This is a genomic window from Amorphus orientalis, assembly GCF_030814015.1.
GTDB classification, from domain to species: domain Bacteria; phylum Pseudomonadota; class Alphaproteobacteria; order Rhizobiales; family Amorphaceae; genus Amorphus; species Amorphus orientalis.
This window is the reverse complement of sequence record NZ_JAUSUL010000002.1, coordinates 685,065-699,775: the sequence shown is the minus strand read 5'-3', so window position 1 is coordinate 699,775 and position 14,711 is coordinate 685,065. Positions and strand designations below refer to the sequence as shown.

17 protein-coding genes and 1 tRNA gene are annotated in these 14,711 nt (G+C 66.2%); 8 read left to right on the top strand and 10 right to left on the bottom strand.

The window, feature by feature from the left end; all coding sequences use genetic code 11:
• Complete coding sequence (hisI, locus tag J2S73_RS10995; RefSeq protein WP_306885574.1) at positions 1 to 441, top strand: phosphoribosyl-AMP cyclohydrolase; 441 nt, start codon at positions 1 to 3, stop codon at positions 439 to 441.
• 8 nt (positions 442 to 449) lie between these two features.
• Here hisI and J2S73_RS10990 read toward each other — a convergent pair whose 3' ends face one another.
• Together J2S73_RS10990 and J2S73_RS10985 are read right to left on the bottom strand one after the other, a co-directional pair.
• Positions 450 to 881 (bottom strand): CBS domain-containing protein, encoded by a 432-nt coding sequence (locus J2S73_RS10990; protein ID WP_306885573.1) that lies wholly within the window; start codon positions 879 to 881, stop codon positions 450 to 452.
• Between the two features lie 167 nt (positions 882 to 1,048).
• On the bottom strand, positions 1,049 to 1,873 hold the full coding sequence (locus tag J2S73_RS10985) for a rhomboid family intramembrane serine protease (RefSeq protein WP_306885571.1): 825 nt from the start codon (positions 1,871 to 1,873) through the stop codon (positions 1,049 to 1,051).
• 381 nt (positions 1,874 to 2,254) lie between these two features.
• On the opposite strand from J2S73_RS10985, the gene J2S73_RS10980 reads away from it, so the two are divergent.
• A complete protein-coding gene (locus tag J2S73_RS10980; RefSeq protein ID WP_306885569.1) occupies positions 2,255 to 2,914 on the top strand; it encodes a transglutaminase-like cysteine peptidase in 660 nt (219 codons plus the stop codon).
• Here the strand turns inward: J2S73_RS10980 and J2S73_RS10975 are convergent.
• The 4 genes from J2S73_RS10975 to J2S73_RS10960 form a co-directional block, all read right to left on the bottom strand.
• The gene (locus J2S73_RS10975) at positions 2,911 to 3,438 is read right to left on the bottom strand and encodes a gamma carbonic anhydrase family protein (protein ID WP_306885567.1); all 528 of its coding nucleotides are present in this window, start codon (positions 3,436 to 3,438) and stop codon (positions 2,911 to 2,913) included. The two genes, J2S73_RS10980 and J2S73_RS10975, sit on opposite strands and share 4 nt — an antisense overlap.
• 6 nt (positions 3,439 to 3,444) lie before the next feature.
• A complete protein-coding gene (locus tag J2S73_RS10970; RefSeq protein ID WP_306885566.1) occupies positions 3,445 to 3,657 on the bottom strand; it encodes a DUF3126 family protein in 213 nt (70 codons plus the stop codon).
• An 83-nt stretch (positions 3,658 to 3,740) separates the two neighbouring features.
• Positions 3,741 to 4,574, bottom strand: coding sequence for a serine O-acetyltransferase (gene cysE, locus J2S73_RS10965; protein ID WP_306885565.1), 834 nt, complete (start codon positions 4,572 to 4,574; stop codon positions 3,741 to 3,743).
• 253 nt (positions 4,575 to 4,827) lie between these two features.
• Positions 4,828 to 5,598, bottom strand: a complete 771-nt coding sequence (locus J2S73_RS10960; protein ID WP_306885563.1) for an alpha/beta fold hydrolase — start codon at positions 5,596 to 5,598, stop codon at positions 4,828 to 4,830.
• Positions 5,599 to 5,757: 159 nt separating this feature from the next.
• Between J2S73_RS10960 and J2S73_RS10955 the strand changes: the two genes are divergently transcribed.
• From J2S73_RS10955 to J2S73_RS10935, 5 genes are all read left to right on the top strand, one after another.
• A complete protein-coding gene (locus tag J2S73_RS10955) occupies positions 5,758 to 6,003 on the top strand; it encodes a zinc-finger domain-containing protein (RefSeq protein ID WP_306885562.1) in 246 nt (81 codons plus the stop codon).
• An 11-nt stretch (positions 6,004 to 6,014) separates the two neighbouring features.
• Positions 6,015 to 7,184, top strand: coding sequence for an FAD-dependent monooxygenase (locus J2S73_RS10950; RefSeq protein ID WP_306885561.1), 1,170 nt, complete (start codon positions 6,015 to 6,017; stop codon positions 7,182 to 7,184).
• Between the two features lie 55 nt (positions 7,185 to 7,239).
• On the top strand, positions 7,240 to 7,995 hold the full coding sequence (locus J2S73_RS10945) for a competence/damage-inducible protein A (protein ID WP_306885560.1): 756 nt from the start codon (positions 7,240 to 7,242) through the stop codon (positions 7,993 to 7,995).
• Positions 7,996 to 8,011: 16 nt separating this feature from the next.
• Positions 8,012 to 8,515 (top strand): xanthine phosphoribosyltransferase, encoded by a 504-nt coding sequence (gpt, locus tag J2S73_RS10940; RefSeq protein ID WP_306885559.1) that lies wholly within the window; start codon positions 8,012 to 8,014, stop codon positions 8,513 to 8,515.
• Between the two features lie 221 nt (positions 8,516 to 8,736).
• Positions 8,737 to 9,387: a hypothetical protein gene (locus tag J2S73_RS10935; protein WP_306885558.1), complete on the top strand. Its 651-nt coding sequence runs from the start codon at positions 8,737 to 8,739 to the stop codon at positions 9,385 to 9,387.
• Positions 9,388 to 9,415: 28 nt separating this feature from the next.
• Here the strand turns inward: J2S73_RS10935 and J2S73_RS10930 are convergent, their stop codons facing one another.
• From J2S73_RS10930 to J2S73_RS10915, 4 genes are all read right to left on the bottom strand, one after another.
• A complete protein-coding gene (locus J2S73_RS10930; RefSeq protein WP_306885557.1) occupies positions 9,416 to 10,648 on the bottom strand; it encodes an adenylate/guanylate cyclase domain-containing protein in 1,233 nt (410 codons plus the stop codon).
• A gap of 53 nt (positions 10,649 to 10,701) precedes the next feature.
• Positions 10,702 to 10,787, bottom strand: a tRNA-Leu gene (locus tag J2S73_RS10925).
• A 56-nt stretch (positions 10,788 to 10,843) separates the two neighbouring features.
• Positions 10,844 to 12,058, bottom strand: coding sequence for a GGDEF domain-containing protein (locus J2S73_RS10920; RefSeq protein ID WP_306885556.1), 1,215 nt, complete (start codon positions 12,056 to 12,058; stop codon positions 10,844 to 10,846).
• Positions 12,059 to 12,214: 156 nt separating this feature from the next.
• Complete coding sequence (locus J2S73_RS10915) at positions 12,215 to 12,646, bottom strand: MarR family winged helix-turn-helix transcriptional regulator (protein ID WP_306885555.1); 432 nt, start codon at positions 12,644 to 12,646, stop codon at positions 12,215 to 12,217.
• Positions 12,647 to 12,930: 284 nt separating this feature from the next.
• On the opposite strand from J2S73_RS10915, the gene J2S73_RS10910 reads away from it, so the two are divergent.
• Complete coding sequence (locus tag J2S73_RS10910; RefSeq protein WP_306885554.1) at positions 12,931 to 14,706, top strand: N-acetylglutaminylglutamine amidotransferase; 1,776 nt, start codon at positions 12,931 to 12,933, stop codon at positions 14,704 to 14,706.
• Positions 14,707 to 14,711 lie beyond the last annotated feature (5 nt).

The following is a 14,711-nucleotide window of genomic DNA, read 5'->3' as shown; positions in this document are numbered from 1 at the left end:
ATGACAGACACCGCAGCGTTCGAGCCGCCGCTCGAGAAGGCCGCTCAGGACGAGACGGATCAGTTCCGTCCGAAATTCGACGCCAACGGGTTGGTGACATGCGTCGTCACCGATGCCGCGACCGGCACGCTCCTGATGGTGGCGCACATGAACGCCGAAGCCCTGCGGAAGACCGTCGAGACCAGGATCGCGCACTATTTCAGCCGCTCGCGCAACGCCCTCTGGCGCAAGGGCGACACGTCCGGCACGGTGCAGACCGTTGAGGAAATGCACGTCGACTGTGATCAGGATGCGGTCTGGATCAAAGTTCGCGTCGCCGGATCCGGTGCGAGTTGTCACACCGGACGGACGTCGTGCTTCTACCGGTCGGTCCCTCTCGGCGACGGGGCCGGGTCGTCCGGGCTCGTCTTCGACGACGCGCCCGCGTCCGGCGAAAACTAGCCGGCGGCTCAGGCGGTCGCGATATAGGACCGCATCTCCTCCGCTTCGCGCTCGGCCTCGGCGATGCGATGCTTCACCACGTCGCCGATGGAGATCACCCCCACCAGCTTGTCGCCCTGAACGACGGGCATGTGGCGGAAGCGGCCGGACGTCATCCGTTCCATGACGGTTGCGATATTGTCGTCCGGGGAAACCGTGATCACCGACCGGGTCATCAGTTCGGCTACCGTCTTGTGGAGCGCCTCCGCACCGTGCGCCGCACAGGAGCGGACGATGTCGCGTTCGGACAGGATGCCGACGATGGAGCCGGCGTCGTCCGTCACGATGATCGCACCGATCTTGCGCTCGGCCAGCGTCTCGCAGATTTCGGTGATGGATGCGGTCTCGCGGGCGGTAACGATGTCACGGCCCTTGTCGGACAGGATCGTGGCGACGGTCATGAGCGCCTCCCTTGGCACGCCTCCTCCCTCGGCGCGGCCGTTCATCCGGCCGGTCCCCGGCACCTGCGGGCGTGTGCGCAGTCCAGATCGCCGATGATGCCATCCTGATTGCCGCACACAAGTTGGAATTGATTGTGGCAGGGCGCTGCGCGCTCCCGGCGCGGCAATCAGGCTGCCCGGTCGCCAGGGCCCCCGCCGAATCCGCCTCCCCCGCCGGACCGCACCGGACCGCGCGGCGTCACCGGGTCGAACAGCGGAAACAGGAACAGACCGGCAAGGAAGCCGCCGACGTGGGCTTCCCAGGCGATGCTGGCACCGGATCCGAGAACCGTTCCGGAGCCGAGCCCTACCAGGAGGTTGATACCGAACCAGACAGCCAGGAAGATGAGGGCCCGTCGGTTGCGGATCGTCTCCGCGAGGCTGTCGGCCGGAATACGGTAGGCCCGTTCGTCGCCGATCCTGAGCACACCGAGCGGGCCGCCAAGCTGGAAGACGAATCGCGAGGCGCCGGCCATCAGCCCGGAAATGGCGGCGGATGCGCCCACGACCGGCACCATGTCGCCGAAATAGATCGCGAGGTGCAGCGCCGCGCCGGCCACGGCGCAGACTGCGGAGAAAATCAGGAACCGGGCCGCCCCGAACCGCCGCGCCAGAGCGCTGCCGAACGCCACCAGCCACAGCGCGTTGACCAGCAGATGCGTCACGCTTCCGTGCAGGAGCGCGTAGGTCAGGAAGCTCCAGACCGCCGCACCGGTATTCAGCACCGACCAGAGAGCACCTTCGGGTCCCGTCGGAAGCACATAGAACGCGAACACGTCGCCGGCGTATCGGGCCGGAATGAAGGCGAACAGCACCAGGACGCCGGCGTCCTGCATCGGCGTCAGCAAAGCCGACCGCAGCAATTGGATCGCCACCAGCACGCCCGTCAGAGCAACGACCACCGTCGGGATCGTGAACATGGGTTCGCCGCGCGGGCGCTCGGGAACTGTCATGGCGGAGAAAATCCTGACCTGGAACTACGTCATGTCGCTTCGGTGTCGGTCGAAGGGTCCCGCGCCGAGTGCGCCCGCCCTTCGATCCTGATCGCAAGCTTCCGGTGCCCTGCGGCCCGGGCCGTCATCCCCTGAGGCGCCGGGTCGAGAGGCGGGCGGAAGTCTCTGTCATCGTTACTCAATCGTAGCCATTCTCGGCCGGGATCTAATCAATTTCGAGCCGTCCGTTTCATCGCGTGGCAAGACGGCCCGTGCCATGGTCCGTGTCGTGGTGGACAGGCCGGCCGACGAAGGTGACCTCCATTCTGAGGCTGGCCGTCCACTCTCCAGATCGATTGAAGCCGCTTCCGACTGCGTTCAAGACAGGCCTTGGATCCACCGATGACAGCAGCCCTTCGCATCGTCCGGCTCGCGCGCGCCACCGTGGTGGCCTGCACTGCATTCCTGCCGGTCGGTCTGGAGGCCGCCGCCGGCCCATCCGACGTTTCCGGCTTCATGCCGCTGGCGGAACTGACCGAGGCCCCGGAAGGGTTCGTCGAATTCTGCACGCGCTTTCCGACCGATTGCCAGGCAGGGACCACGACGCCCCGGGCGGTTATCCTCAGCGACGACCGCTGGATGGAACTGATCCAGACCAATCGCTCCGTCAACTCCGCCGTCGCGCCCGTGACCGACCTGAACCATTACGGCCGGGCCGAATTCTGGACCTATCCGATCGATGTCGGCGACTGCGAGGACTATGTCCTGATGAAGCGGCGCCTCCTGATGGGCAAGGGCTGGCCGGCGAGCGTCCTTCTCATCACCGTCGTGCGTGACGAGAACGGCGATGGTCACGCCGTCCTGACCGTCGGTACCGACCGCGGCGATCTCATCCTCGACAACCGTACCGACCTTATTCTGCCCTGGGCCCACACGCCCTACCATTATGTCAAACGCCAGGAAATCGACGAGCCGCGCGACTGGGTCCGGATCCGCGACCGGCGGTCCACGCCGGCGGTGGGATCGATCCGGCGCCTCGATGCACCGGCAACCACGGATTAGGCACCCGCCAGGCCGCTCGCATAGCGCTTCCAGTTGGCGACGTAGTGGGCGGCGCTCTTCGTCAGCCCCTCCACTTCCGCGTCGCTGAGGGTGCGCACGACCTTCCCCGGCATGCCGACGACCAGCGAGTTGTCCGGGATTTCCTTGCCCTCCGGGATCAGCGCGTTCGCACCGATGATGCAATTGCGGCCGATGCGGGCGTGGTTGAGGACCGTGGCTCCCATCCCGATCAGGGAATTGTCTGCCACGGTGCAACCGTGCAGAATCACCTTGTGACCGATCGTGCAGTCCGCACCGATGGTCAGCGGCGCGTCCATGTCGGTATGAAACACCGACCCGTCCTGGACGTTGGAGCGCTCGCCGATCTCGATCCATTCGTTGTCGCCGCGCAGCACCGCCCCCCACCAGACGCTCGCATCCGCCTTCAGGCGCACCCGCCCGATCACGTCCGCGCTCGGCGCGATCCAGTAGCGTCCGTCCTCCGGCAGGTCCGGCCCGGCGCCTTCGAGCGTGTAGAGCGGCATGTCGGTCTATTCCTCGACGTCGATCTCGAGGATCGACATGGTGAAGGTCCACGACAGGTCCTCGTCCTCGTCGTCGCGGAACAGAACACCGATGAACTCGTCACCCAGATAGACCTCGGCCGAATCGTCCTTCTTCGGGCGGGCGCGCACCGACAGCGATGGGTTGGCGAATTTGCGCTGAAGGTAGCTGTTCAGCTTCGCGATTTCGGCTTTGTCCAAAATATCCTCCTGGTGACTGCTGAAACAAATAGGCGCCCCGAGACGGGGCGCCATGGGCAAACTCTGTCCGACACCCGCAGACGTCAAGCGCGCTCGTCGAAATCGGCGAGGATCTGGTCCATGGAGCGGGCGGGCTCGGCGCAGCCGGCCGTTCCAACGACCCGGGCGGGCACGCCGGCCACGGTTGATTTCGGCGGTACCGGCTTCAGAACGACCGAGCCGGCGGCGACACGCGCGCAGTTGCCGACCTCGATGTTGCCGAGGATCGCCGCATGGGCGCCGACGAGGACGCCGTGGCGGATCTTCGGATGACGGTCCCCGTCCTCCTTGCCCGTTCCGCCGAGTGTCACGCCCTGGAGGATGGACACGTCGTCCTCGATGACGGCGGTCTCGCCGACAATCACACCGGTCGCGTGATCGATGAAGATACCCCGCCCCATGGGGACGGCGGGATGAATGTCGACCTGGAATTCGGACGACGACCGGCTCTGCAGATAGTAGGCGAAGTCGCGCCGCCCCTCGTGCCAGAGATAGTTGGCGAGCCGGTGCGTCTGGATGGCGTGGAAGCCCTTGAAGTAGAGCACCGGATCGATCAGCCGGTGGCAGGCCGGATCGCGGTCGTAGACGGTCACGACATCGACACGCAGGATTTCCGAAAGTTCCGGGCGCGCCTCGAAGGCCTGGCGGAACGCGTGGCGGATGTGGGTCGGCCCGACCGAGGCGTCGCCGAGCCGGTGCGCCACCCGCTGACTGATGGCCGATTCCAGGTCCGGCTGATCGAGGATCGTGGCGTGGATAAACCCCGCCAGGGCCGGCTCGGACTGCGCGATCCTGCTCGCGTCTTCGCGGATCCGTTCCCAGACCGGATCGTGAATGGCAAGCGGCGTGACGGTGTCATGCTCGTAAGCGTGAGACATGGCCGCAGTTCCTCTGCTCGATTGTCCCGCTTTCCTCGTCGGCATGCGCGCCGTCCCGAAAGCGATCGTTCCATCCAACCTGGCGCGGGTGGGACGATCGTGCGTCCCGGCCCCTCCAGTCTCGTCCGCATCGCTGCCGGAAGCCCCCGGATCCGACGACCCGACCAGCCGGGAACGGCAGGGCGCGGCCCCACTTACATTCAACATAATGCCTCGGTCCGCTCGCGCAACGCACGTCCGGACCTGGGGCCGCTCAGGGCCGTTCCCGCAGGAATGCGAGAACACCCTCCCGATACGCCTTGTCCCCGACCGCAAGCATATGATCGCGGCCGGGAATCGGCAGAACCTTCGAACCCGGGATGATCTCCGCGAGCTCTTCCGCCGAGCCGGCGATATCGTCGGTCGTTCCGACGGCGATCAGCACCGGCGGTTCGATCGTGGCCGCCACCTCCGGCTCGATCTTGTTGCTGGACGCGCGGATGCACGCGGCGAGCGCAGCACGGTCGCTCCGGGTCTGGTCGGCAAATTTGCGGAAGCGGCGGCCGACATCGGTCTGAACGTCCGCAAGCGAGGGCGCCTCGAGGGCCGTCGCGATCTCTTCCTGGCCGCCGATGCCGCGGACCATCCCGATCCCGAGGCCGCCGAAGACCACGCTGCGCACCCGGTCGGGATGCGCCAGCGACAGGAACGCCGAGATCCGCGCGCCCATCGAGTAGCCCATGACGTCGGCGCGGGGAATGTCGAGATGCTGGAGCAGCCGGAACGCGTCCTCCGCCATCACGTCCGCGGGATAGGCCGCCGAATCATGTGGCTTTCCGCTTTCGCCGTGCCCCCGATTGTCCAGTGCGATCACGCGCCGGCCGTCCGCCAGGAGCGCCTCGACCCAGCCCGGCCCGACCCAGTTCATGTCCTTGTTGGACGCGAAGCCGTGGATCAGGAGGATCGGATCGCCCTCCCCTTCGTCGATGAAGGCGATTTCGATTCCGTCGGACGAAAAGGTTTGCGTCTGATAGGGAGAAGCCACGGGACACCCGACTTTCGTTGCGTGTTGCGCGGTTCTATAGCTGCTCGACGGCGAGCGCGGAACCCGTGCGGACGGTTTCGCCGCCCCCTGTTCTTTCGCCTCGTGCCGGGCTATCGTCCCGGCCGATCCGACAATCGAGCGTGTTTTGGAGCGCCCGCCATGGCGGAAAACGTCATTCCTCACTTTCAGAACGATCCCGGCGTCGACAGCATTCGCATCGGCGCCAAAGAGTTCATGTGCGTCGGGGCAAAGCCGCCCTTCGATCACCCGCACGTCTTCCTCGACATGGGCGACGAAGGCGAGATCGTCTGCCCGTACTGCTCGACCCACTACGTGTTCGACGCCGAACTTGATCCGCACGACGCCTCCCCGGCCGAATGCGAGTTCAAGGAAGCGGCCGCCTGAGCAACCTTCCCTTGAAGGACGATGCGCGGCGGATCGCGATCGCCGGCGCCGGCATCGCCGGCCTGACGACCGCGCTTCTGCTGGCCCGATACGGATTTTCCGTCGAGATCTTCGAGAAGGCCCCCGCTTTGAGCGAAGTGGGCGCCGGCATCCAGATCTCGCCGAACGCGGCGCGCGTGCTCTCCGCCCTCGATCTCGACACCGCCCTCGACGCGACGGCCGTTCGTCCGCGTGAGGTCACCATGCGCTCGGGACGCGACAACGGCGTCATCGCCCGCGTTCCGCTCGGAGACCGGCTGGCAGCCCGCCAGGGGGCGCCCTACCGCGTCATCCACCGGGCCGACCTTCAGGCCGTGCTCCTGTCCGCCGTCCGGGCCTCAGACGCCATAACGCTCCATCTCGGCGCCCCGATCCTGGAATCCCGCACTTCGGGGGAGCACGTGGCTCTCCGCACTGCCCGGGTGACGACCCGCGCCGGCGTCCTCATCGGCGCCGACGGGGTCTGGTCGGCCCTGCGCCGGCAGATCGGCGGTCCCGCCGCCTCTCCAACGGGCCAGACGGCCTGGCGGACCCTGGTTCCGGCCGAAGACGGCAGCGCAGCCACCCAGGTCGATCTCTGGCTGGCCCGGGACGCCCACGTCGTCTGCTATCCGGTCTCCGCCGGACGTCTGACGAACATCGTCGCAGTCACGGCCGATCGTTCGACCGATATCGACACCGAGGCGGCGACCGCCCTTCCCGAAGCGCCCTTCAGAGGCCTGTGCGGCGAACTCCGCACTCTTCTGGCCCGGGCGGAAAGCTGGACGCGCTGGCCGCTCTGCGGCGTCTCTCCCGATGCGCCGTGGACCAAGGGCCGAATCGCTCTTGTCGGCGACGCGGCCCATGCGATGCTGCCGTTCGTGGCCCAGGGCGGCGCGATGGCGATCGAGGATGCCGCGGAACTCGCCGCAGCCCTGGCGAGCGAGGGAGCGGAGCCGGCAGCGCTTGCGACCTACGAACGGCGCCGCAAGCCACGGGTGGATCCGGTGTGGCGCGAGGCGCGCCGGCTCGCCTGGGTCTATCACCTGCCCCGTCCCGCCTCGCTGGCGCGCGACGCGGCCCTGCGCGCGCTCGGTCCCGACCGCCTGATGGCGCGCATGGACCCGATCTACGGCTGGCGCGCATCCGCGCTGCCGACTTGAGGACGGGGTCGGCTCGGGTTAGACGAGCGCACCCTTTGCGAGTGGACCACGCGTCATGACCGACACCGGCTCGACATCACCCCAGGCTGTAACCGCCGGCATCGTCGTCATCGGCGACGAAATTCTGTCCGGGCGCACGAAAGACACCAACACCGGCTATATCTGCGAATACCTAACCCAGATTGGCGTGGAGGCGCGCGAAGTCCGCGTGGTGCCCGACGTGACCGCGATGATCGTCGAGGCGATCGACACCCTGCGCGGGCGCTACACCTACGTCTTCACCACCGGCGGCATCGGTCCGACCCACGACGACATCACCGCCGACGCGGTCGCCTCGGCCTACGGGGTCGGCATCGACGTCGACCCGCGCGCCGTCGAGATGCTGCGCCGACGCTATCCCGACGCCGAGCTCACGCCGGCTCGTCTCAGGATGGCGCGCATTCCGCACGGCGCGGACCTGATCGAGAACGCCGTCTCCGGCGCCCCGGGCTTCCGCATCGACAACGTGTTCGTGATGGCCGGCGTGCCGCGGGTCATGCAGTCCATGATGGACACGATCGGGCCGACGCTGAAGACCGGCAGCCGGATCTGGAGCGAAACGGTCGACACCGGCATGCCCGAAGGCCGGATCGCCGAGCCGCTCGGCCGCATCGCGCAGGCCCATCCCGACGTTCAGATCGGCTCCTATCCCCACTATGACGGCAAGGGCTTCAACACCCAGATCGTGCTTCGGGGCCGCGATGCCGAAAAGCTTCAGGCAGCCAAGAGCGACGTTGTGGCGGCCGTCGAAGAGCTCGCCCAGTCAGAATAGAGAAGGATCCCCAGCCATGGCGTCCGTGCCTCCGCCGGAAAAAGCCTTTCCCGTTTCGTGGGACCAGTTTCACCGGGACGCCCGGGCGCTTGCCTGGCGGCTGGCCGGTCAGGGGGATTTTCAGGGCATCGCCTGCATCACCCGGGGCGGCCTCGTCCCGGCCGCCATCGTCGCGCGCGAGATCGGCATCCGCCTGATCGACACGTTCTGCGTCGCCTCCTATCACGACAAGCAGCAGGGGAAACTCCAGGTGCTCAAGGGCGTGAGCGACGCGCTCACCGAGGCCGGCGGAAGCGCCGGCGAGAACGTTCTGATCGTCGACGATCTCGTCGATACCGGTGCAACCGCCCGGGTCGTCAGGAGTTACCTTCCGAAGGCACACTTCGCGACGGTGTACGCCAAACCCCAGGGGCGCCCTCTTGTCGACACGTTCGTTACCGAAGTTTCCCAGGATACGTGGATCTATTTCCCCTGGGACACCGGGCTGGCCTTCCAGCCGCCGATCTCCGGAAGAGACTGACGCGGCGCCGCTCGGAAAAGGCGGGCCAAGCCGTCAGCTCCGCAACGTGACAAAACGATAACTTGGAGCCCTCCCGGTCTTCGGGGAAAAGATCACACGACTTTGTGGGGAGTCGGACGATTGCCGGGGCAGAACCGGCATGCAAAACTTGTGAACTGGATTGAAGCACAAGCAAAGGTGGTCGGGCGCGCCGTGCTTGCGACTTGAGAGGTTGTCGTCACATGCCGTTTCTGGAGGTCGTATCGGAGGATTTCGTCGGCATCGCGGGGTTTATGGATCTGCTCGGTCCGGATCTGGTCGGGCTCCTGCGCGACGGACCCGCCGAGGAGCGCCTCGATCCGATTCTCACCGCCGAGCTCGCCCAACTGCTCGGTCCGATCTCGGTGCGCCTGCGCGGCGATCGCGAGCGGCCTTTCGAAACCCTCGAGCTGGAGCGTGCCGAATACACCGAGACAGGGATCTCCCTGGAGTTCAGGTCCGAGGACTGCCTGGCCGAGGTCGTGCTCGAGATGGATCTGGTATCGGGGAGCCTTAAGACGGATGTCGCCCACGGATTCGAGCGCCAGGACAGCGGCACGTTCCGCTCCGCGGCGCTGATGGCGAGCCGCAACCTGTTCGTCCGCAAGCTGATCATGGGCGGCGTCGTCGAAGTCCACACCGCCGAGGGTCGTCTTCTGGGACGCGGCGCCCCGTTGCAGTTGAAACACGTCGATCCCGAGCGGGTCGGCGAGACCTATCGCGCCTTCGCCCGCAGCTGGACCAACATCGCCGCCGAGCGCCTGCTGCGCAAACCCGGCGACCCGATCAGCACGGCGGTGCCGCTGCTCGACACCACGTCGCTTTCGCGCTTCGAGTATCCGGCCCTGCCGTAGAGCCTTTTCGCCCAGCCAGTCTCGCGTCTCAGCTGGCGGCCGCACGATCCGCTTGCGCGTCGATCGTGAACAGCTCCTGCGGCCGCGCCACGCCTCTCAGGGCATAGCGCCCCACCGAGACGAGGCCGGCCTGCTCGCGCGGCGAAGCGGCGGCGCGAAACGCGGTGGACACGAGAACGTCGCGCTCCGCCGACCGGCACATCGCCGCGATCCGGCTCGTTTCGTTCACGGCAGGACCGACCACGGTGAAGTCGAGCCGTTCCTCGCTTCCGACATTGCCGTAGAACACTTCGCCGATGTGAAGGCCCACATAAGGGCTCGTCACCGGAAGCCTGACCTTCCGGCGCTCTTCCGACAGGCCCGGAACAGTCTCTTTCAGCGTTGCATAGGCCGCGAGCGCGCGGGCGCAGCCCGATGCCGGATCCCGAGCGTCGAAGATCGCCAGCGTCCCGTCGCCGATCAACTTGAGAACTTCGCCTCCGGCCCCGTGAATGGCGGTGATCACGGCATCCGAGTAGTCGTTGAGAAACGGAATGATCGCGTCCGGATCGCAGGTTTCCGTGGTTCGGGTGAACCCGCGCAGGTCGCTGAACCACAAGACCGCGGAGATCTTCTCCGTGACGCCGCGGGCGATCTTCCCGGCGAGCACCCGTCGTCCGGTGTCGCGTCCGAGATAGGTCTCGACCAGGGTGCGGGTGATCCGGGTCTGGGACGCCGATTTCAGCGCTGCCGCCAATGACGGACCGAGCTCGCTCATCATCGACACCTGCTCTTCGGAAAAGCCTCCGGGACGATCGGTGATCCACGAGGAGTAGATGCAGTCCATTTCGCCGATGGTCCCTTCGGCACCGAAGCGGTGCACGAAGGCGAGATACTCGCTCATTCCGCGCTCGGCGAAGTCCCGGTGGACCGGGAATTCCTGGCCCGCACCTGCTTCGAGCCCCCGGCGCAACATCGTCTCCCCGGTCTCCAGAAGACGGAAGAATGGGCTGGTGCGCCACCGCTCATCGTTCTCGCCCCCGTCGCCGGTGCGGCCGTACTCGACGACCGGCAGAAGCTCGCTCTCGCCGCGCCGCCAGCGGAACACCCGCCCCTCGTAGATCGGATGCAGGGTATCGATGAGGAGATTGGCCTCCGCCAGCGGAATCCCGGCCCCGCCCAAGCGCTCGCAGAATCCCCGGAGGATCTCCTGCTCGGCCACGCCGTCGAGCGTGGCACTCACGAGCCAGGCGGAGATGTCGAAACAGATGTCGCGTTGCATCGGCTGCATCCTGGGCTTCGCCCCCAAGGGCCATCTTGTCGCCGGGAACCCAGTGGTGCGGGCGGCGGGACTCGAACCCGCACGGCCAGAGGCCTCAGGATTTTAAGTCCTGTGTGTCTACCGGTTCCACCACGCCCGCATCGCCGGCCAGGCCATGTGCCACAGCTCACGGCCCAAGCGCCAGACCGTTCTCTCTCAGCCCTGCCCCGCGCAAACGCCGGCGAAGAAGCCGCTCTCGGTCTGTCCCGCCCCTGCCGGTTGCACGAAAACCGCTCGGTTCCGCCCCTCCGCCTTGGCCTGATAGAGCGCTGCATCGGCGCGGTCGAACCAGATCGGATAGGCTTCGTTGTCGCGTCGCATTGCGACGCCCATGCTGGCCTGGATCGGCGGAGCGCCTTCGGGCAGCGCGAAGTCGGCTGCTGCCATCGCTTCCTGCATGCGGCGAACGAATCCCTCCGCCTGGGCGAGCCCCTGGTTCGGCAGGAGCAGCGCGAACTCCTCCCCGCCGATCCGGCCGAGCACGTCGCCCTTCCGGCAAATGCTCTGCAGGAGACTGCCGATGATGCGCAGCACGTCGTCGCCGACCCGGTGGCCGTAGGTGTCGTTCACGCGCTTGAAATGATCGAGATCGCAGAGGATCAGGACCATCGGCGGAGCCCCCGCCTTCGCCATCAGCGCTGCCGCATGCTCCTCGAAACCGCGCCGGTTGAGCACGCCGGTCAGCCTGTCGAAGTCCCGGTCCCTGCGCAGGTCGTCCATGTGTTCGGTCAGAACGGCCACCAGGAAGAACAATCCGAGCGCCGTGGCGAACACCGCGGTGGAGAGGGTCGCAACCTGCCAGAAAAGCGGATGGTCGAAGGCCGCCTGGGTCCCAGCCTCCACCGGCAGGGCAAACAGGACCGTCCGCGGAAACAAAAAGATCCCGTAGGCGAGCATCACCCAGAACACGGTCCGATCGGTCGTGCGGCCCCGCGTGGCCCGTTCCGACCGGAGTGCGGCAGCGATGAAATACCCGCCGCAGAAGAAGTTCACGAGAAAGGCCCGGGCGTGAAAGTTCGGGTCCACGAACCAGAAATAGGCCAGAAGCGCACTTGCGACGGTCAAGAGCACGAGGTCGACAGGCACGCCGATCTGGCTGCGATAGCGCCGCGCCATCCCTTCCGCGGCCAGGATCGAGGCGCCCATGAACAGCACCCCGGAGGCAACGGTCGTGAACCCCTTGTTTTCCGGCTCCGCCAGAACCTGGAACAACGCCCCCGGCAACGGCAGCAGCATCGCGGCGGCAATGACCAGCAGATAGCGGTGCCGCCGGCTGGTGAGCGCCCAAGTCCAGATGTAGGCAACCGCAAAGATCGCGATCGTCGCCGGCCCGAGCACGCTCAGAAGGAAAGGCTCCGTCTGGCCATTCATGGCTCGAGGGTCCCAACAGCTTTTGAATTGATCCGCCACACGCCCGGAGGTCTCGGCGCAGGCGGCTGGCAGGGGCAGTGTACACGCGGATGTGTTGCAGGACTTATGCCGACACGGCTCTTATCTGTCGAGATTTCATCCGAAAATGACAGATACCTAGCTCTCGACCAGCCAGGTCGTATCCTTGCTGGCGCCCGCTTCCATCATCTGGGCGATGTCCTCGAGCGCGTCGAGAAGGGCGTCCTGACGCTCGGCATCCAGCCCCTCGAAGCTGCGAACGAAGCTCTCCTGCAGCAGCGGCGGCGCCTTTTCGAGCGCGTCCCGGCCCTGATCCGTGAGCCGGGTGTGCACGACCCGCCGGTCGCTCGCGCTTCGGTAGCGCTCGACCAGTCCGCGGCTCTCCAGCTTGTCCAGGATCGTCGTGACCGTCGCCGGGCTCAGCGACACGTGGGACGACAGCACCGTCGAAGTCACCTCCCCGAGGTCGCGGACCGCATGCAGTGCGATGAGTTGCGGAATCGTCAGCCCGACCGTGCGGGCCACCTGACGCGACTGCAGGTCGACGGACCGAATGATTCGGCGAAGCACGATAAGGACGGATCCGCTCCGACCGGAGAGTGACGGTGATGCCGCCTGCTTGGTTTTTTCCATCGTTTGGTGCCGGGTTTGCATGCTGTCATGCGTACGCAATCTCGAACCGGGATCCAGCGAATGCGACTGGCACAGAACCACCCGCCGACCGTCGGTCGTTCGAAGCCGCTCCGACCCGATGGAACCTATTTGACCTCAAATCTTTTGAGCTGTAAATATCAGTCGATGTTTTAATAGTGGCTGAACGCGCCACGGAACAGAAAGATCCGGAGGAACTGCATATGTGCGGAATTTGCGGCGAGGTCACATTCGACGGCTCGATGGCCTCGTCGGCGGCTCTGGGTCGGATGACGGAAGCGATGGCGCGCCGTGGGCCGGATGCCGAGGGCATCGTCGGGCGCGGACGCGTCATGTTCGGGCATCGGCGGCTGTCGATCATCGACCTCTCCGCCCGTGCCGAACAGCCGATGGTCGACAACGGCCTCGGCCTCACCATCGCGTTCAACGGCTGCATCTACAACTACGGCGAGCTTCGCCAGACCCTCGAGGCGGACGGCTACACGTTCTTCGCCCATTCCGACACGGAAGTGATCATCAAGGCCTACCACAAGTGGGGAACGGCCTGTGTCGAGCGCTTCCACGGCATGTTCGCCTTCGCCATTCTGGAGCGCGACACCGGCCGTGTGGTCATGGCGCGCGACCGGTTCGGCATCAAACCGCTCTATCTCGCCGAGACGCCGGGCCGGATCCGCTTCGCCTCCTCCCTGCCCGCCCTGCTCGCCGCCGGCGACGTGGACACCGACATCGACCCCATCGGCCTGCATCACTACATGTCGTTCCACGCGGTCGTTCCGGCCCCGCGCACCATCCTGAAGGGCGTCAAGAAGTTGCCGCCGGCAACCATCCGCGTGATCGAGCCCGACGGCGAGATGAAGGATCACGTCTACTGGCAGGTCAGCTACGAGCGCACCGACGACGAAGTGAACATGCCCGCCGATGTCTGGCGCGAACGGGTGATGGCGGCGATGCGGCGCGCCGTCGACCGGCGCATGGTCGCTGACGTGCCGGTCGGGGTGCTGCTGTCCGGCGGCGTCGATTCCAGCCTGATCGTCGCGCTGCTGGCCCAGGCCGGTCAGAAAGACCTCAAGACCTTCTCCATCGGTTTCGAGGACGCCAACGGCGAGGTCGGCAACGAATTCGTCTATTCCGACATCATCGCCAGGGAATTCGGGACCGATCACCACAAGATCCACGTTCCCTCGGCCGACATGATGGAGGCCCTTCCGGGTACCGTCGCCGCGATGAACGAGCCGATGGTCTCCTACGACAATGTCGGCTTTTACATGCTCTCCCAGGAAGTCGCGAAGCACATCAAGGTCGTGCAGTCGGGCCAGGGCGCCGACGAGGTCTTCGGCGGCTACCACTGGTATCCGCCGCTGGCCCAGACCGACGATCCGCTGGCGGAATACGCCCGCGTGTTCTTCGACCGCGACCATGCCAGGATGGCCTCACACATCTCCGCGGACTACATGGTCGACGAGGACCCGAGCTTCGCCTATGTCCGCGACCACTTTGCCATGCCCGGCGCGAGCGATCCGGTCGACAAGGCGCTGCGCATCGATTCCACCGTCATGCTGGTCGAGGATCCGGTGAAGCGGGTCGATTCCATGACCATGGCCTGGGGTCTGGAGGCGCGCGTGCCGTTCCTCGATCACGAGTTGGTCGAGCTGGCCGCCCGCATTCCGCCGGACCACAAGCTGCGCGAGGGCGGCAAGGGCGTCCTGAAGGACGTGGCCCGCATGGTCGTGCCCGCCGAGGTGATCGACCGCAAGAAGGGCTACTTCCCCGTCCCTGCCCTCAAATACATCAGCGGCCCGGCCCTGGATCTGTGCAAGAACGTGCTGACCAGCGACCGGGCGAAGGAACGCGGGCTGTTCAGACAGGATTACCTGAATCAGCTGTTCGCCGATCCGTCGGAGCACATCACGCCGCTGCGCGGCAACGAGCTCTGGCAGGTCGCCCTTCTGGAGATGTGGCTCCAGACCCAAGGCGTGTGACGAAA